This is a genomic window from Agreia sp. Leaf335, from assembly GCF_001423605.1.
Classification (GTDB): Bacteria; Actinomycetota; Actinomycetes; order Actinomycetales; family Microbacteriaceae; genus Agreia.
In genome coordinates, this window is sequence record NZ_LMOQ01000003.1 from 440,255 (window position 1) to 456,512 (window position 16,258).

Sequence of the window (16,258 nt, forward strand, 5' to 3'; positions counted from 1 at the left end):
GTGCCGCCGCGCGGCTACGCGGTGAGTCGCGCGAGCAGCTCGCGATAGCGCGCTGCCGTCTGTTCGACGATCTGCCGGGGCAGCTCCGGCGGAGGACCTGCGTTCGGATCGGTGGTGTCCCAGTTGGCAGAGAGCCAGTTGCGTACGATCTGCTTGTCGAAGCTGGCGAGTCGGTCACCCGCAGCATAGGCCTCGGCGTCCCAGTACCTGCTCGAGTCGCTCGTGAGAACCTCATCGGCCAGTGTGATCTCGCCGGTGGTGCGGTCGGCGCCGAACTCAAACTTCGTGTCGGCGAGGATGATTCCGTGGGCTTCGGCAATAGCGGATGCCCGTGAGTAGATCTCGAGCGAGAGGTCACGCAGGCGTTCGGCCACGTCGAGGCCGACGAGCTCGATCGTGCGCTCGAACGTGATGTTCTCGTCGTGATCGCCCAGCTCGGCCTTGAACGCCGGGGTGTAGATGGGTTCGGGCAGTCTGTCGCCGTTCGCAAGACCTGAAGGCAGGGCGACGCCGCAGACCGACTGCGACTCCTGGTACTCCTTCCAGCCGGAGCCCGAGAGGTAACCGCGCACCACGCACTCGATCGGGAACATATCGAGGGGCTTCACGAGCATCGCTCGTCCGGCGACCTCGACCGGAACGTCGTCTTGACTGCCCACGAGGTGGTTCGGAACGCCGGTGAGCTGATCGAACCACCACAGGCTCAGCGTGGTGAGCAGCTCGCCCTTGCCCGGGATGCCGGGCTCGAGCACGTGGTCGTATGCGCTGACCCTGTCGCTGGCGACGACCAGCAGCGTGTCGGCGTCATCGATGCTGACGGCGTCGGTGGGAATGTAGAGGTCGCGCACCTTGCCGCTGTAGACGTCGGTGAATCCTTCGATCTCGATCGTCATGCCGTTGCCACCTTGGCCGCGATGTCGGTGCGGTGCTGAGACCCTTCGAGTCCGATGAGTTCGACCGCCTCGTACGCGCGGCGCCTCGCCTCGGCGAAACCGGATGCGGTGGAGACGACACTCAGTACTCGTCCTCCCGTCGCGACGAACTCCCCGTTCTTCACGGCAGTAGCGGCGTGAGCGATGTGCGTACCGGCGACCGTCTCGGCCTCGGAGAGGCCGGTGAGCACACGTCCGGTGACCGGCGTGCCCGGGTAGTTCTCGCTGGCGACGACGACGGTGACCGCCACGTCGGTCGAGAACGCGGGTCGGGGTTGATCGACGAGCGTGCCGCTCGCCGCCGCGAAGAGAAGCTCGCTCAGCGGTGTCTCGAGCCGGGGGAGCACGACCTGCGTCTCGGGATCACCGAAGCGGGCGTTGAATTCGATGACGCGAATGCCGTCGCGGGTGAGGATCAGGCCGCAGTAGAGCAGACCGATGAACGGCTTCTCCTCTGCGGCGAGCTGCCTGATGGTGGGAAGAGCGATCGTGTCGATGACCTCGTCGACGAAGGCGTCTTCGCTGCCGAAGCGCTCGTCGAGCCAGGGAAGCGGCGAGTACGCGCCCATGCCTCCGGTATTCGGCCCCGCGTCGCCGTCTGCGAGTCGTTTGTAGTCCTGGGCCGGCGACAGCGGGCGAACGGTGTGCCCGTCGCTGAGCAGGAAGAGCGAGACCTCTTCTCCGTCGAGGAACTCCTCGATGAGGATCTCGCCGTGGCTCAGCCAGTGCCGCGCGTGCTCCAGTGCGGCATCGCGGCTCTCGGTGACGAGAACGCCCTTGCCTGCAGCGAGCCCGTCGGCCTTGACCACGTAGGGGGCGCCGAGTTCGTCGAGCACGCGCTCGGCGTCGGCGATCGTGCCGGCGCGTTCGGCGCGGCCGGTCGGCACGCCGGCCTCGGCCATGATGTGCTTCGCGAAGGTCTTGCTGCCCTCGAGTGCCGCGGCCTCGCGGCTCGGCCCGAACACCGGAATTCCGCGGCTGCGCAGCGCATCGGCCACTCCGGCCACCAGAGGTGCCTCGGGCCCGACGACCACCAGGTCGATGTCACCGTCCTGCGCGAAATCGACCACGGCATCCGGATCTTCGGCATCGATGCCGACGACGGGAACGACGAGTGCGATACCCGCGTTGCCGGGTGCCGCAACGATGTCGTGGTGACCGGGCTCGGCGAGGAGCGCGGTGATGATGGCATGCTCGCGCGCGCCGGATCCGAGGACAAGAATCTTCACAGCCACAGCTTAGCTTCGAAGAATTTCTCGGACCGCGCGTCTTACCCTGAGAACTATGGCAAAGACACGCATTCGAACTCTCGACGGAGAGGCCGCCATCGCGGCCACCACGGCACAGGGCGACGCCGCTTCGCGGGACGCGACCGCCACGGCTACGCGCTATCTTCTGCAATGTCTTGCAGACGCGGCTCAGGGCAACACCGTCGAGGTCCGGGTGCCGCCGTTCGGCGCGGTGCAGTGCATCGAGGGCCCCGGCCATACCCGCGGCACTCCGCCCAATGTGGTCGAGATGGATGCGGCGACCTGGCTCGAGCTGGCGACCGGCCGGCTCGCGTGGGCTGACGGCATCGCCGCCGCGCGCATCCATGCGTCTGGGCAACGCGCCGACCTCACCGGCTACGTGCCGGTCGAGCGCCCCTAGATCAGTCGCGCACCGCGGCGATCGCCTCGACCTCGACCAGCTGATGCGGATAGCCCAGCACGGTCACGCCGAGAAGCGTGCTCGGGGCGTCGTGATCGCCGAACGCCTCGCGTACGACATCCCACGCGATCACGAGGTCCGGCTGTCGAGTCGTCGCGACGAGGACGCGCGTCGACAGCACGTCGTCGAGATTCGCGCCCGCCGCCGCGAGGGCCGTTTCGAGGTTCTGCATGCACAGCCTCGCCTGGGCGGCGATGTCTCCGCGAGCCGCGACATCGCCGTCTTCGTCGAGAGGGCAGGCGCCCGCGAGAAAGACGAGCCTCGCGTCGGCGGGTGCGGTCGAGGCGTACGCATACGGGGCCGACTGAGCGAGGGAAGCCGAGCGGATGAGCGTGACAGCGGTCATTCTGTCAGCCTAGCCAGGCGGGGTAGCGCGGAGTCAGAACCCGACGGCCATCCGGATGCCGAGGGCCAGCATCACGACGGCGATCAGGGCATCCAGGATGCGCCACGAGTTCGGCCGTGCGAGGAACGGTCGCAGCAGGCGCGCGCCGAAGCCGAGGGCGCTGAACCAGAGGATGCTGCCGAGCATCGCTCCGCCGGCCCACCACCAGCGCTCCGCCGCACCCTGCTGGTTCGCGACCGATCCGAGGAAGACGATGGTGTCGAGATACACGTGAGGGTTGAGCCAGGTCAGAGCCAGCGCCGTCAGCGCCGCGGTCTTGACCGAGATCGAACCGTGCTGCGTAGAAGGTTCGAGCGTCTGCGGGCGGAAGACTCGTCGGGCGGCCAGTAGCCCGTAGCCGATGAGGAAGGCCGATCCGACGATCCGGATGATCACCAGCGCGATCGGAGCCTTCTCGATCACGACACCGATTCCCAGGACTCCGGCGGCGATGAGCACAGCGTCGGAGACGGCGCAGATGGCGACGATCAGGGCGACGATGCGCACCCGCGCCGCGATCCCGAGCCGCAGCACGAAGGCGTTCTGCGCGCCGATCGCGATGATCAGCGCGAGCCCGGTGCCGAGGCCGAAGAGGGCGGGGAGGAGGGTGGTCTCGAGGGTCATGCTCTGACCGTAGGAGAATCGCGAATCGCGGTACAGCTAATCTTTCTTACGAAGGATTAGGAGGGCTAATGTCAGCGTTTCACCTGGAGCACCTGCAGACCGTTCTCGCCGTGGTCGAGGAGGGGAGCTTCGATGCCGCTGCCCGCCGCTTGCGCGTGACGCCCTCGGCGGTTTCGCAACGCGTCAAGTCCCTCGAACAGTCATCGGGGCAGATTCTGCTGCAGCGCACGACACCCGTGGCGCCGACGGAGGCGGGTTCGGTCGTGTTGCGGCTGGCGCGGCAGGTCGCTCTTCTCGACGCCGATGCTCGCTCGGCCTTGCACGCAGACGAGGGTGACGGCGCGGTCGCGCTCGCGATCGCAGTGAACGCGGACAGTCTGGCGACCTGGTTCCTCGAGGCCGTGGCGCCCCTGGCCGTGACGGGCCGTGTCGTCTTCGACATCCATCGCGAAGACCAGGAGCACACGACCTCGCTGCTGCGTTCGGGGACCGTGATGGCTGCGGTGACGTCGACATCGGATCCTGTGCAAGGTTGTTCTGTCGAACCGCTGGGAGCCATGCGTTACCGAGCGGTGTGCACGCCCCGGTTCCAGGCTGACAATGCGATCGAACCGAGCGACCTGTCGGCCCTGATCCGGGCGCCGCGAGTGGACTTCGACAGGCGAGACGAGCTGCAGGCGGATTTCGTCCGTCGAACAGCGGATCATGCCGATCCGGCAGCGCAGGCTCGGCACTTCGTTCCCACCTCGAGCGACTTCGCCCGCTCGGTCGTGTTGGGGTTCGGCTGGGCCATGCTTCCCGAGCAGCAGTGCGCAGCCGAGCTCGCGGCGGGACGCCTCGTGGAGTTGGCGCCCGGCAGCTTCACCGAAGTGCGCCTGTTCTGGCAGCGCTGGAATCTCGCATCTGCCACGCTCGACTCGGTCACGGATGCCGTTCGTCGCGGAGCGCGTGCCTCACTGCATCCGTTCGGTCGGCCCTAGCGCGGATTCGTCGAGATCACGATCGAGGTGTCGTGATCGTCGGAGTACTCGATGCGGCTCCTGAGCCCCGCCCGCTCGAACAGCTCGACCGATCGCGGCGCCTGCTGCTCACTCGCCTCGACCAGAACGTGGCCGCCGGGAGCGAGCCAGGCACGGCACTCGGCCGCCACGCGGCGCTGCACGTCGAGTCCGTCGTCGCCTCCATCGAGCGCATGTGTCGCCTCGAAGAGCCGAGCCTCAGGCGGCATCGAGCCGATCGCATCCGTCGGCACATACGGGGTGTTGCAGACGAGCACGTCGACGCGACCTCGCAGCGTGCGGGGGAGCGGCTCGAACAGATCGCCGCAGACCACGACGGCCGGATGCGGGAGATTGCGTCGGGCCGTGGCCACCGCGCGCGGATCGATGTCGGCCGCGTAGATCTCTACGGCCCACGGTGAGCGCCCCCGCGACTCTCGCACCGCGAGGGCGATGGCGCCCGACCCGCAGCAGAGATCGAGAACGACCGGATGCTTGTGCTCCCGTGCCAGCTCGGCGCCGCGGCAGGCGAGGAACTCGGTTCGGCGACGCGGAACGAACACCCCCTCGTCGACCAGAACCCGCACGCCGGCGAATTCGGCCCAGCCGAGGATGTGCTCCAGCGGAACGCCCGAGACGCGACGGGCGATCAGCGCCTCGAGGGCGTTGCGATCGATCGTACGACCCGTGCTCGTCGCCTCGACGAGCAGCTGCGCTTCGTCTTCGGCGAAGACGCATCCCGCGGCGCGGAGGGCGAGGACGGCCCGCTCGAACTCCATCACACGATTATGCTCTCGAGGCACGGCGACCACGCGGCAATGTGCGAGACAATAGGGTGTGGCTCATCCCGACGACTCGACTTCTTCTGTTCCTGCCGACACAACACACGATGTTGTGGTGAGGCGATCGCCTCGCTTCGTGCGGTTCATCGCCGTGGGGGTCGTTCTCGCGATTCTCATCACGCTGATTCTGACCTTCGTGTTTCCCGAGACGCCGAACTACTCTCGGGCTCAGGTCTTCGGGTTCGTCGGAATCATCCTCGTGACCGTGTTCGTCGGGCTGTCGGCCGGCGTGGCTGTGGCCGTCGACCGGGCGTCGACCCGCCGCGCACGAACTGTCGTCATGACGACCAGCGAGCGTGTCGACGGCGAGACGGAGACCGGCTCTGCTCAGCTCGACGAGGGTTCGACGAACTAGGCGCGCTTCTGGCGCGGCTCGTCGGTGTCGAGCAACTCGGGGTTCACAACCGTGACGCCGTCGAGTTCGGACTCGTCTTCGTCTTCGTCGATCCACTTGGAGTAGTCGGGCTCACCGTCGGAGGGGTGGCTCAATTCGCGCTCGAGCGCGGAGTAGTTGGTGTCGGGACTGAAATACTTCAGCTCGCGAGCAACCTTGGTGTGCTTAGCTTTTTGACGGCCGCGCCCCATGCGAGACCCCCTCACCTCTCGGGCCGGGGGATGAGAACGCCACCCGGGAGTCGAATAACTTACAAAACTTGCGCCAGTTTAGCACCTACTGTTGCTGCGACCTTGCGTGTCGCCGTTCCTGGCGGGGCGTGCGCGCAACAGGGCGCACCGGCTCGCCTCGGCGCTCGGCTCCCGGCAACGGGCGCGACCGGCGGCCGTAGATGACCTCGGAGGAGTCGAGGAGCCACGGCACCAGGGCGATGGTGACTCCGTGCACCAGCATCAGGCGCTTGCGGATGCGACGAGCCTTGTGATTGTGCAGGAGGGTCTCCCACCAGTGGCCGACGATGTAGATGGGCGTGTAGACGGTCACGACTTCGGAGCCGTGGATCGTTCGGCGCTTGGCGATGTACTGGCAGAGAGGTTCGGCGACGTCTCGGTAGGGCGACACGATGATCTTGAGAGGCACAGAGATGTTCATCTCTTTCCACGCCTTCTCGAGGGCATTGGTCGACTCGTCGTCGATCGAGAGGTGCACGGCCTCGATGCTGTCGTGCTGGGCCGCGATCGCGTAGTCGAGAGCCTTGAGAACGGGCTTCTGCATGCGACCGACGAGAACGATCGCGTGGTCGCCGTCGGCGCCGAAGGTCGTCGTCGCGTCGACCTCGATCTCTTTGCTCACATCGCGGTAGTAGCGGTTGACGCCGAGCATCAGAACGTAGAGCACGGGCATGATGGCGAAGACCAGCCAGGCGCCGTGGGTGAACTTCGTGATGGTCACCACGATCAGGACCACCGCGGTGAGGAGGGCACCGAAGGCGTTGATCGCCAGGCCTCGCCACACGGCCCCGCGGTTCGAGCATCCCCCCTTCAGCATGCCCCACCAGTGCTTGACCATGCCGGTCTGACCCAGGGTGAACGATACGAAGACGCCGATGATGTAGAGCTGGATCAGGTGGGTGAGGCTGGCCTGGTAGACCACGATGATGAGCGTGGCGAACAGCCCGAGGATGAGGACGCCGTTGGAGAAGACGAGACGGTCGCCGCGAGTGAGCAGCGATTTCGGAGCATAGGAGTCTTTGGCCAGAACGGAGCCGAGCAGCGGGAAGCCGTTGAAGGCCGTGTTCGCGGCCAGCAGCAGAACTGCGGCGGTGGCGGCCTGGATCACGTAGAACAGTACGGAGTTGTTGCCGAAGACGGCCGAGGCGATCTGCGCGATGAGGCTGCGCTGCGGCTGACTCTCGCAGTTCTGGAAACCGATGAGGTGGCACGCGTTCTCGGCGTAGTGCACGCGCGCGATCAGGGCGAGGGTCACGAGACCGGCGAAGAGGACGATGGCGATGCTGCCCATCAAAACGAGTGTGCGCTGCGCGTTCTTCACCTTGGGGGTGCGAAACGCGGGTACTCCATTGGAGATGGCCTCGACGCCGGTGAGGGCGCTGCAGCCGCTCGAGAACGCTCGCAGGAGGAGCAAAATGACCGCGGCCTGCGTCAGGCCCTCTGCCTTGACGCCGTAGTCGGCCGATTCGGCGACGGGGGCGTTGCCGAGTATCGCCTGCGCCAGCCCGGTGACGATCATCAGTGCCACGCTGCCCACGAACAGATAGGTCGGAATGGCGAAGGCCTTGCTCGACTCGGCGACTCCGCGCAGATTCACGGCGGCGAGCACGATCACGAAGAAGACGGCGATCTCGACCCGGTAGGGGTTGAGAAACGGCAGTGCCGAGATGATGTTGTCGACTCCGGAGGCGACCGACACGGCCACCGTCAGGACGTAGTCGACCAGAAGCGCGGATGCGACGACGAGTCCCGCCTTCTCACCCAGGTTCTTGTGTGCCACCTCGTAGTCGCCCCCGCCGGAGGGGTATGCCTTGACGAGTTGACGGTACGAGGCGACGACGACCACGAGCAGGAGCACCACGGCCGCAGCGACCCAGGGCGCGAAGCTCAGAAACGCGAGACCGCCGATGAGCAGGATCATCAGCAGCTCCTGAGGCGCATATGCAACGGAGGAGAGGGGATCGCTGGCGAAGATGGGCAGCGCGAGCCGCTTCGGAAGAAGCTGCCCTTCGAGTTTGTCGGTCGGGAGCGGTTCGCCGATAAACCAGCGTTTTGCCGACTTGACTTCGTTAGTCACGAGTGAGAACACTACTCCGCGCGAACCCCATGTCAATGTGGCTGCGGTGAGCGTGCGGCCATGATTCACTCCGTCGACAGGCCCAGCCGGGGATACAGCGTCTCGAAGGCGTGGCGCAGACCGTATTCGAGGGTCGCTCCACCGTGAGATGTGCCGGGCGATATCGCGAGACTCGTCGTCATTCCCGCGGCCGTGGCCGCCCTCGCGAGGGTTCTGGATGCTCCGAGGTAGGGCTCGTCGAATTCCCCGCTTGCGAAGATGGCCCAGGTGTCGAAGAAGTGGTAAGTGTCCAGAATGGACAGCGGTCGTGCACGCTCATATGCCGCCGTTCGAGAAGCCGGCCACTGTCCACGCCTCCCGCGCATCCTGCACGTTGAATGTGGATCTGATGAAGGCGGGCACGTCGGCCGACAGATACCGCCGCGCGTCACCCTGGTAGCCGTCGATGCACAGCGGGTTGTTCGCATCGGCCCCGCCGAGCTGATCGACGGAGACGACGATGGGTGCGAGCCCCGAGTGATCGGCGGCGAACTCGTCGAGCACGTCTCCGATGATGTCGACGCTGGGGCTGCCGGGTTGGCCCATCATGAGCACGACCACGGGGAGGTCGGGCGGGTCGTCGACGAGAGCAGCCGGTGGCAACCACACGACGGCATCTCGTGCGGTGAAGTCCGACGATGTGGCGGGGATGGCGACCCGACCCGTTCGGGAACCCGGCAGGTCGCCGCGCGGCGTCCACCGAGCCGCCAGCGGAATCGAGCCGTCGGCGTCCGACGAGGTGCGTGGAACAAGGGGTGGCACCGTCAGCGGCGGCTGCGTCTCGACCCCGATCAGGTCGCCGAGCGTCGGCTCGAGGCCGAACCCGGCATTCACCCCGAGTGCGGCGGTGACGACGAACCACGGCACGGCGAACATAGCGACGGCGCGACGCCAGCCTCTTGTCACGCGCACGCTCGCGACGGTGAGGCCGCATGCTGCCGAGGCGGCGTAGATCCAGCTTCGAGAGACGGTGCTGATGGGTGAGTTGAAGACGTCGAGAAGATCTTGCACGACGAAGACGACGGCCAGGCCGACGAGGAGGCCCGCGATCGCGCCGATGCCGACCACCCGCATCCACCGTCGAGCGGGCCGGCGCACGACGAGCGCCCCGACGGCGGCGAGGGCGAGGGCGTCGACGATCCAGAGACCGGGGCCGGTGCGGATGTCGAGGTCGAGCAGAGAGGTCATCGACCGGCTCTGTAGGCCGCGCGAACGGCGAGTGCCTCGCGAGCTCCGTCGAGCAGCGGGTCGTAGAAGGAGGCCCGGTACGCGGGGGCGGTCGATACGGAGACGAGGAAGTTGAGAGACGAGACGCAGCTGAGGAACACGGCGGTCTTCAGCATCGCCGTTCGCACGGGCAGATCGACACCCAGCACCTGCGCGTTGCCACCGTGGCCGCCGAGCCAGCTGTTCAGCACCTCGTCGCTGAACGCGAGCGTGCCGAGCACGACGAGGAACACGCAGACCAGGGCGGCGAAGAGTGCCACTTGAAAGGCCTGTGCCATGACCATGACGACGCCGAGGTTGAATCGCTCGAGCGGCGTCAGGGGAGGGCCCTCCGTCTCGGGGGCCCGACCGAGGGTGGACAGCTCCTTGCGCATGATGGGAACGGCGAACAAGAGGCCGAGAACGACGAAGAAGACGGCGACGCCGACGAGTCGCGGCACGGTCATGCTCGCCGTCACCTCCCACAGGGCCCGAGCGAAATAGGCGAAGACCACCACGAGCATCAGGATGGGCAGCGCCCGTGTCGCCAGTTGGCCCAGAGCCCCGAATTGGCGGAGGGCCGCCCGCAGCGCCCACGCGAGCAGTGCCCCGATTCCGAGCCAGGTGAAGGCCAGGGCGGCGACGGCGACCGCCGCATTCTGACCGAGGGTATCGACGGGATCGTCGAACCCGAGCGCGCCGAAGAGCAGGGGATCGACCACGAGATAGAGCGCCAGCGAAACGAGGGCGACCGGTCTCTTCGCACCCGCCCGGGAGCGCAGAAGCCGAGAGGTCCAGAGGCCGAGCAGGGCCGGAACGACGGGGACGGCGATGACGAGCAGCAACGCGACGAGGGCCACGGTCAGCTCGCTCGCCGAGACCGTGTCGAGATCGATGGTGACCTCGAGGACCACCGAACTCAGCACATCGAAAGACAGGGCGAAGACGAGAAACGGGGCGGTGCGTGCCAGAAGTGCTCGCGATCGAGCGCGCGGCGCCACGAAGTAAGGCAGTCCGTGCTGGCGGAGCCAATGCTCGGTGTCGCGGTCTCCCATGGCCCCTCCCATAAGATTGTGGCTTATCCACCCGCTGGCAGCCGGCCGGTGGGCGACTTACGGAAGCCGTTATGCCCACATCTCCTCTTGATTCTGTCATTGCCCTCGCCAAGCGCCGAGGATTCGTCTTTCCCACCGGAGAGATCTATGGCGGCACACGCAGTGCCTGGGACTACGGGCCCCTCGGTGTCGAGCTCAAAGAGAACATCAAGCGGCAGTGGTGGAAGTTCATGGTGCAGAGCCGCGACAACGTCGTGGGTCTCGACTCCGCCGTCATCCTTCCCCGCCAGGTCTGGGAGGCCTCCGGCCACGTCGAGGTCTTCAACGACCCGATGGTCGAGTCGCTCGCGACCAACAAGCGCTACCGCGCCGACCACCTGCTCGAGGCCTACGAGGCCAAGCACGGACATCCGCCGGTCAACGGCCTCGCCGACGTGCGCGACCCCGACACCGGGAACGTGGGCCAGTGGTCCGAGGTCAAGAAGTTCTCGGGAATGCTGAAGACCACGCTCGGGGTGCTCGAGGACGAGTCCGGAATGGCCTATCTTCGACCCGAGACCGCCCAGGGGATCTTCGTGGACTTCGCCACGGTGCTCAACACCTCGAGGCAGAAGCCGCCGTTCGGCATCGCCCAGGTCGGCAAGGCGTTCCGCAACGAGATCACCCCCGGAAACTTCATCTTCCGCACCCGCGAGTTCGAGCAGATGGAGATGGAGTACTTCGTTCAGCCCGGCACCGATGAAGAGGCGCACCAGTACTGGATCGACCAGAGCTGGGAGTGGTTCATCGGACTCGGCATCAACCCCGAGAACATCCGCCAGTTCGAGCACCCCCAAGAGAAGCTGTCGCACTACTCCAAGCGCACGGTCGACATCGAGTACCGCTTCCAGTTCCCGGGCAGCCAGTGGGGCGAGCTCATGGGTGTCGCCAACCGCACCGACTTCGACCTCAAGACGCACGCCGAGGCGTCGGGCACCGACCTGTCGTACTTCGACCAGACGTCGAACGAGCGGTGGATCCCCTACGTGATCGAGCCCTCGTTCGGCCTGACCCGGGCGCTCATGGCGTTCCTGGTCGACTCGTACCACGAAGACGAGGCTCCCAACTCGAAGGGCGGCGTCGACAAGCGCACCGTGCTCAAGCTCGACCCGCGCATCGCCCCCGTGAAGGCCGCGGTGCTTCCGCTGTCGCGCAACGAGGCGCTCTCGCCGCTCGCCCGCAAGGTCGCGCAGGATCTGCGCCAGAGCTGGAACGTCGACTTCGACGACGCCGGAGCCATCGGTCGCCGCTACCGTCGTCAAGACGAGATCGGCACGCCGTTCGCGATCACGGTCGACTTCGAATCCCTCGAAGACAATGCCGTGACCGTGCGCGAGCGCGACTCGATGGCGCAGGAGCGCGTGTCGCTCGATCGCCTGCAGGGCTACCTGGCCGAGAGGCTCATCGGCGCCTAGTCGACAGCCGTCCGGCTCCCGGTGCTCGCAGGCGCCGGGAGCCGAACAGGCTAACGGTCGAAGCGCTGGCCCTCGGGCTTCGCCGCGCTGGCGAACCAGACGATCAGGATGATCGATCCGATGAGCGGGATCAGGACCAGCAGGTACCAGGCGCCGCTGCGGTTCGTGTCGTGCAGTCGGCGCCATGCGAGCGCGAGCGTGGGGATGATCGTGGCGAGCGTCCACAGGCTGGCGATGACCGTGATGACGGTGGCCCCCGCCGTCATCGAGCTCATGTCGCCCTGGCCGATGCCGCTTCCCCCGAGGGCGAGCGACAGGACGTTCAGAACGATGCTGACGATGATGACGACGAGCGTCCACCACCAGTACTCGCTGCGGCTGGCCCGGCCGGAGAACGTCGCGTACTTCGTGAAGAAACGTTTTACCGCGGCTCCGATGGGCGCGCCGTAGTAGGGCTGGTCGATGGGCGGTTCGCTGCTCCGCCCGGTTGCGGGCGGCGCGGTGTATGACGACATGGGATCTCCTCTACGGTGTGTGCTGTATCGCCGCCGAGCCTAGAGATCCGGCGTGTGGCCCGAAGGGGGGATTGCAGCGGGTCGAGGCGATCTGGCGAAGATCTACACCACAAGAATCGTTCGAGCGCTAGCCCCCGGCCCTGATGAGGCGCCATCCGCCGCACGCTTCTATCCTGCGAAGGCGATTGTTTCGCACTACTTCAGACAGGATCACCGATGGCCACCGCCCGCACCCTTCCCTATCCCCTCGGCTTCTCCCTCATCGACGGCCACTACAACTTCGCCCTCTACTCCGAGACGGCCGATGTCGTCTACGTGAGCGTCTTCGACGACGACGGAGAAGAGCGCCGTGTCGAACTTCCGCAGCGCACCGGCCACGTCTTCCACGGTTTCGTCGACGGCGTCGGCGTCGGAACGCGCTACGGCGTTCGGGTCGACGGCGCATGGAACCCGGAGGCCGGCCTGCGTCACAACGTGAACAAGCTGCTTCTCGACCCGCACGCCACGGCGATCGAGGGCGGCTACGACTGGGCGGCCGACAACCAGTCGTTCTTCGGTCACGACATGAACGAGCCGAGCACGCGGAACGACTCGGACTCCGCCCCGCACAGCCCTCGCTGCGTCATCACCGACTCGTCGTTCGACTGGGCCGATGACGAGGCCCCGCGCACGCCCCTCGCGCAGTCGGTCATCTACGAGACCCACGTGAAGGGCTTCACGAAGCTGCACCCCGAGGTGCCCGAGGAGATCCGCGGCACCTACGCGGGCCTGGCGCATCCGGCCGCCTTGAAGCACCTGACCGATCTCGGCGTCACCGCTGTCGAGCTGCTGCCCGTGCACCAGTTCGTGCAGGACAGTCACCTCACGGAGAAGGGTCTCCGCAACTACTGGGGTTACAACTCGATCGGCTTCTTCGCGCCGCACAACGAATACGTGTCGGATGCCGCGGGCCAGGCAGGCGGGCAGGTCACCGAGTTCAAAGAGATGGTCAAGGCCATCCACGCGGCCGGTCTCGAGGTGATCCTCGATGTGGTCTACAACCACACGGCGGAGGGCAACGACCTCGGTCCGACGCTCAGCTTCAAGGGCATCGACAACGCCGCGTACTACCGTCTGGTCGAGGGCGACGAGGCGCACTACTTCGACACGACGGGCACGGGCAACAGCCTGAACGTCAGCCACCCGGCCGCACTCGGCCTGATCATGGACAGCCTGCGCTACTGGGTGACCGAGATGCACGTCGACGGCTTCCGCTTCGACCTGGCGACCACGCTCACCCGCCAGGGCGGCGATGCCGAGATCCACAGCGCCTTCCTCACGCTGATCTCGCAGGACCCGGTGCTCGCGCCGGTGAAGATGATCGCCGAGCCTTGGGACACCGCCGGCTATCAGGTGGGCGGCTTCCCCGCCGACTGGTCGGAGTGGAACGGCAAATTCCGCGATGATGTTCGCGACTTCTGGAACGGCACCGATTCCGTGCTGGGCACGGTCTCGCAGCGCATCCTCGGATCGCCCGATGTCTACGAGGCGTCGAGGCGCTCGCCGCTGTCGAGCGTCAACTTCATCACCGCGCACGACGGATTCACCCTGCACGACCTCACGTCGTACAACTCGAAGCACAACGCGGCGAACGGCGAAGACAACCAAGACGGCGAGAGCGACAACAAGTCGTCGAATGGAGGGGCCGAGGGCCCGACCGAGGACGAGGGCATCAACACCCGCCGCGACCGCAGACGACGGAATCTGCTCGCAACCCTGCTCCTCTCCGCCGGAGTGCCCATGATCCTCGGTGGCGACGAGCTCGGGCGCACCCAGGGTGGCAACAACAACGCCTACTGCCAGGACGATGAGATCTCGTGGTTCGACTGGGCGAACGTCGACGAGGAGCTGCTCGAGTTCACCCGAGCCCTGATCGCTCTGCGTGCCGAGAGCCCGGCCCTCCGCCCGAACTGGTTCCGTCAGGCCCCCGAGGTGCTGTCAGAGGTGCCGGATGCGATCGCCGCCGACGCCGTGGAGATCGTCCGAAGCGACGGTGAGAGCTTCGACGACCACGACTGGGACAACCCGAACGCCCGCACCGAGACGCTCGTGTTCACCCACGAGGGGGCGGACTCGTTCGCCCTGCTCCTGAACGCCGCCGAGAACGGCGTCGAGTTCCAGGTGCCGGAGGCGCCGGGAGCGGAGTGGGAGCTGGCGACTTCCAGCGATCCCGCTCAGGTCGTCGAAGGCGCGGTCACGACCCTGATCGTCTCGGGTGGTTCGTTCACGCTGCTGCGCTCGCGGGCGTAGCGCAGCAGCAGTAGCAGGCGCCGCGACTACTCGAAGCTGACCCCGTCGATCACGGCGGGGTCGGCGGGGGCTCCGTCGCTGGCGCCGCTCTTCGTTCCCTTGTCCGCGATCCCCGTGACCACGTCGAGCCCACCCGTGATGGTGCCGAGCACGGTGTAGCCGCCCGCGGCATCCGACGGGATGGTCGAATCGTCGTAGACGATGAAGAACTGGCTGCCCATGCTCTCGCCGTCGCCGCCGATGCGGGCCATGGCGAGCGTGCCAGCCGGATAGACGTCGTCTTTCGGCGCATTCTCGATCGGGCCGTAGGAGTAGCCGGGGCCGCCCGTGCCTGTGCCCGTGGGGTCTCCGCACTGCAGCACGTAGATTCCCTGAGTCACGAGGCGGTGGCAGGAGGTGCCGTCGAAGAAGCCGTCGTCGCCGAGGGCGAGAAACGACGAGACGGCCTGGGGAGCGGCCGCTCCGTCGAGCGTGACGTCGACGTCCTGGCCGTTGATCGTAATTGTTCCCGTCCAGTCGCGGCCCTCGGCGAGCGAGGGCGACGGCAGTTCGTACACCTCGCTCGTCGAAGCGCCTGAGGGCTCAGGCTCGGCGAGCTGATCGTTCACGGCCGCGATGCCGCCGGTGATGAGGACAGCGATGACGACGATGCCGGCGACGAGCCCTGCGTAGCCGATGGTCACGCCGGCGATGGCGAGTCCGCGGCCGCCTTCTCCTGTGCGCTTGATCTGGCGCAGGGCGAGGTGGCCGGTGATGACGGCGACGAGCGAGAGCACGAACGCCGAGATCAGCGAGACGATCGCCAGGGGATTGGTGCGAGTGCTACCTGGCCGGTACGGGTTGGTCATCGGGGCTCCTCGGTGATGGGGCAGGCGTGGCTGCCGCGGCCAGTCTGCCAGAGCGCACGCCCATCAAGGGGAGGGTGATGTTGCAGAGTGGTCCGATCAGGAGCGCGAACGCCAGCGTTCCCAGCCCGACGTTGCCGCCCAGCAGCCAGCCGATGAGCAGCACGGTGGCCTCGACCCCGAAGCGGCCCACCCAGATGGGCCATCCGAATCGATTGTGGATGCCGGTCATCAGCCCGTCGCGCGGCCCCGGCCCCATCTGCGCCCCGATGTAGATGCCGCTCGCGACCGCGAGCAGCACGAGGCCCGCGGTGAACATGCCGGCCTGAGCCCAGACGTTGGGCATCGACGGCAGGATCCACAGGCTCAGTTCGATGATGGGGCCGATGAGAAGAACGTTCAACACGGTGCCGAGTCCGGGTCTCTGCCGCAACGGGATCCAGAGCAGAAGCACGAGCCCGCCGATGATGTTCGTGAGCAGGCCGAACCCCAGGCCGGTCTGAGCCACCAGCCCCTGGGCGAAGACCGTCCACGGGTCGACGCCGAGGGCTGCTCGGATCATCAGGGCGTCGGCGAAGGCGTACAACGCGAGACCGGAGATGAGGCGAGCAAGGCGGCGGGTGAACGAGAAGGTCATTCATGCATCCAATTGCAGAATTGGCT

17 protein-coding genes are annotated in these 16,258 nt (G+C 66.6%); 5 read left to right on the top strand and 12 right to left on the bottom strand.

The genetic code is table 11. The features are described 5' to 3' along the window. Positions 1–14: 14 nt before the first annotated feature. Together ASF79_RS12365 and purD are read right to left on the bottom strand one after the other, a co-directional pair. The gene (locus tag ASF79_RS12365) at positions 15–893 is read right to left on the bottom strand and encodes a phosphoribosylaminoimidazolesuccinocarboxamide synthase (RefSeq protein ID WP_055778694.1); all 879 of its coding nucleotides are present in this window, start codon (positions 891–893) and stop codon (positions 15–17) included. Further along, on the bottom strand, positions 890–2,161 hold the full coding sequence (purD, locus tag ASF79_RS12370; protein WP_055856089.1) for a phosphoribosylamine--glycine ligase: 1,272 nt from the start codon (positions 2,159–2,161) through the stop codon (positions 890–892). The genes ASF79_RS12365 and purD overlap by 4 nt, the downstream gene beginning before the upstream one ends. Before the next feature lie 55 nt (positions 2,162–2,216). Here purD and ASF79_RS12375 point away from each other — a divergent pair, with 55 nt between their 5' ends. Continuing rightward, on the top strand, positions 2,217–2,582 hold the full coding sequence (locus ASF79_RS12375; RefSeq protein WP_055778690.1) for a sterol carrier family protein: 366 nt from the start codon (positions 2,217–2,219) through the stop codon (positions 2,580–2,582). Position 2,583: 1 nt separating this feature from the next. Here the strand turns inward: ASF79_RS12375 and ASF79_RS12380 are convergent, their stop codons facing one another. Next, a complete protein-coding gene (locus ASF79_RS12380) occupies positions 2,584–2,988 on the bottom strand; it encodes a RidA family protein (RefSeq protein WP_055855326.1) in 405 nt (134 codons plus the stop codon). A gap of 33 nt (positions 2,989–3,021) precedes the next feature. Then, positions 3,022–3,651, bottom strand: a complete 630-nt coding sequence (locus ASF79_RS12385) for a LysE/ArgO family amino acid transporter (RefSeq protein ID WP_055855328.1) — start codon at positions 3,649–3,651, stop codon at positions 3,022–3,024. Between the two features lie 68 nt (positions 3,652–3,719). Here ASF79_RS12385 and ASF79_RS12390 point away from each other — a divergent pair, with 68 nt between their 5' ends. Beyond that, positions 3,720–4,631 carry a LysR family transcriptional regulator ArgP gene (locus ASF79_RS12390; RefSeq protein WP_055855330.1) on the top strand — a complete coding sequence of 304 codons (912 nt, stop codon included), beginning with the start codon at positions 3,720–3,722 and terminating at the stop codon, positions 4,629–4,631. On the opposite strand, the gene ASF79_RS12395 is transcribed toward ASF79_RS12390, so the two are convergent. Then, on the bottom strand, positions 4,628–5,428 hold the full coding sequence (locus ASF79_RS12395; protein ID WP_055855331.1) for a putative protein N(5)-glutamine methyltransferase: 801 nt from the start codon (positions 5,426–5,428) through the stop codon (positions 4,628–4,630). The two genes, ASF79_RS12390 and ASF79_RS12395, sit on opposite strands and share 4 nt — an antisense overlap. A 118-nt stretch (positions 5,429–5,546) precedes the next feature. Between ASF79_RS12395 and ASF79_RS12400 the strand changes: the two genes are divergently transcribed. Further along, complete coding sequence (locus tag ASF79_RS12400; protein WP_235500750.1) at positions 5,547–5,846, top strand: hypothetical protein; 300 nt, start codon at positions 5,547–5,549, stop codon at positions 5,844–5,846. On the opposite strand, the gene ASF79_RS12405 is transcribed toward ASF79_RS12400, so the two are convergent. The 4 genes from ASF79_RS12405 to ASF79_RS12420 form a co-directional block, all read right to left on the bottom strand. Next, positions 5,843–6,076, bottom strand: a complete 234-nt coding sequence (locus ASF79_RS12405; protein WP_055778674.1) for a DUF3073 domain-containing protein — start codon at positions 6,074–6,076, stop codon at positions 5,843–5,845. The genes ASF79_RS12400 and ASF79_RS12405 overlap by 4 nt on opposite strands. 85 nt (positions 6,077–6,161) lie before the next feature. Continuing rightward, positions 6,162–8,192, bottom strand: a complete 2,031-nt coding sequence (locus tag ASF79_RS12410; protein WP_235500751.1) for an APC family permease — start codon at positions 8,190–8,192, stop codon at positions 6,162–6,164. A 315-nt stretch (positions 8,193–8,507) separates the two neighbouring features. Then, positions 8,508–9,419: a hypothetical protein gene (locus tag ASF79_RS12415; RefSeq protein ID WP_055855337.1), complete on the bottom strand. Its 912-nt coding sequence runs from the start codon at positions 9,417–9,419 to the stop codon at positions 8,508–8,510. Then, on the bottom strand, positions 9,416–10,492 hold the full coding sequence (locus ASF79_RS12420) for a hypothetical protein (RefSeq protein ID WP_055855339.1): 1,077 nt from the start codon (positions 10,490–10,492) through the stop codon (positions 9,416–9,418). Before ASF79_RS12420 ends, ASF79_RS12415 begins: the two co-directional genes overlap by 4 nt. Before the next feature lie 71 nt (positions 10,493–10,563). Here ASF79_RS12420 and ASF79_RS12425 point away from each other — a divergent pair, with 71 nt between their 5' ends. Then, positions 10,564–11,946: a glycine--tRNA ligase gene (locus ASF79_RS12425; protein WP_055855341.1), complete on the top strand. Its 1,383-nt coding sequence runs from the start codon at positions 10,564–10,566 to the stop codon at positions 11,944–11,946. A 50-nt stretch (positions 11,947–11,996) separates the two neighbouring features. Here ASF79_RS12425 and ASF79_RS12430 read toward each other — a convergent pair whose 3' ends face one another. Continuing rightward, entirely contained in the window at positions 11,997–12,461 is a 465-nt protein-coding gene (locus ASF79_RS12430) for a DUF805 domain-containing protein (protein ID WP_055855342.1), read from the bottom strand. A 216-nt stretch (positions 12,462–12,677) separates the two neighbouring features. On the opposite strand from ASF79_RS12430, the gene glgX reads away from it, so the two are divergent. Further along, positions 12,678–14,750: a glycogen debranching protein GlgX gene (gene glgX, locus ASF79_RS12435; RefSeq protein ID WP_055778658.1), complete on the top strand. Its 2,073-nt coding sequence runs from the start codon at positions 12,678–12,680 to the stop codon at positions 14,748–14,750. A gap of 26 nt (positions 14,751–14,776) precedes the next feature. Here the strand turns inward: glgX and ASF79_RS17835 are convergent, their stop codons facing one another. Both ASF79_RS17835 and yczE read right to left on the bottom strand, forming a co-directional pair. Beyond that, positions 14,777–15,598 (bottom strand): peptidylprolyl isomerase, encoded by an 822-nt coding sequence (locus ASF79_RS17835; RefSeq protein ID WP_156366247.1) that lies wholly within the window; start codon positions 15,596–15,598, stop codon positions 14,777–14,779. Continuing rightward, positions 15,573–16,232 (bottom strand): membrane protein YczE, encoded by a 660-nt coding sequence (gene yczE / locus ASF79_RS12445; protein WP_055855344.1) that lies wholly within the window; start codon positions 16,230–16,232, stop codon positions 15,573–15,575. Before yczE ends, ASF79_RS17835 begins: the two co-directional genes overlap by 26 nt. Positions 16,233–16,258: the final 26 nt, after the last annotated feature.

Excerpts from the sequence above, each read along its gene's own strand:
- ASF79_RS12365 (WP_055778694.1), bottom strand. The coding sequence starts at position 893 with ATGACGATCGAGATCGAAGGATTCACCGACGTCTACAGCGGCAAGGTG.
- ASF79_RS12375 (WP_055778690.1), top strand. The coding sequence starts at position 2,217 with ATGGCAAAGACACGCATTCGAACTCTCGACGGAGAGGCCGCCATCGCG.
- ASF79_RS12380 (WP_055855326.1), bottom strand. The coding sequence starts at position 2,988 with ATGACCGCTGTCACGCTCATCCGCTCGGCTTCCCTCGCTCAGTCGGCC.
- ASF79_RS12385 (WP_055855328.1), bottom strand. The coding sequence starts at position 3,651 with ATGACCCTCGAGACCACCCTCCTCCCCGCCCTCTTCGGCCTCGGCACC.
- ASF79_RS12390 (WP_055855330.1), top strand. The coding sequence starts at position 3,720 with ATGTCAGCGTTTCACCTGGAGCACCTGCAGACCGTTCTCGCCGTGGTC.
- ASF79_RS12395 (WP_055855331.1), bottom strand. The coding sequence starts at position 5,428 with ATGGAGTTCGAGCGGGCCGTCCTCGCCCTCCGCGCCGCGGGATGCGTC.
- ASF79_RS12405 (WP_055778674.1), bottom strand. The coding sequence starts at position 6,076 with ATGGGGCGCGGCCGTCAAAAAGCTAAGCACACCAAGGTTGCTCGCGAG.
- ASF79_RS12415 (WP_055855337.1), bottom strand. The coding sequence starts at position 9,419 with ATGACCTCTCTGCTCGACCTCGACATCCGCACCGGCCCCGGTCTCTGG.
- ASF79_RS12420 (WP_055855339.1), bottom strand. The coding sequence starts at position 10,492 with ATGGGAGACCGCGACACCGAGCATTGGCTCCGCCAGCACGGACTGCCT.
- ASF79_RS12425 (WP_055855341.1), top strand. The coding sequence starts at position 10,564 with ATGCCCACATCTCCTCTTGATTCTGTCATTGCCCTCGCCAAGCGCCGA.
- ASF79_RS12430 (WP_055855342.1), bottom strand. The coding sequence starts at position 12,461 with ATGTCGTCATACACCGCGCCGCCCGCAACCGGGCGGAGCAGCGAACCG.
- glgX (WP_055778658.1), top strand. The coding sequence starts at position 12,678 with ATGGCCACCGCCCGCACCCTTCCCTATCCCCTCGGCTTCTCCCTCATC.
- ASF79_RS17835 (WP_156366247.1), bottom strand. The coding sequence starts at position 15,598 with ATGACCAACCCGTACCGGCCAGGTAGCACTCGCACCAATCCCCTGGCG.
- yczE (WP_055855344.1), bottom strand. The coding sequence starts at position 16,232 with ATGACCTTCTCGTTCACCCGCCGCCTTGCTCGCCTCATCTCCGGTCTC.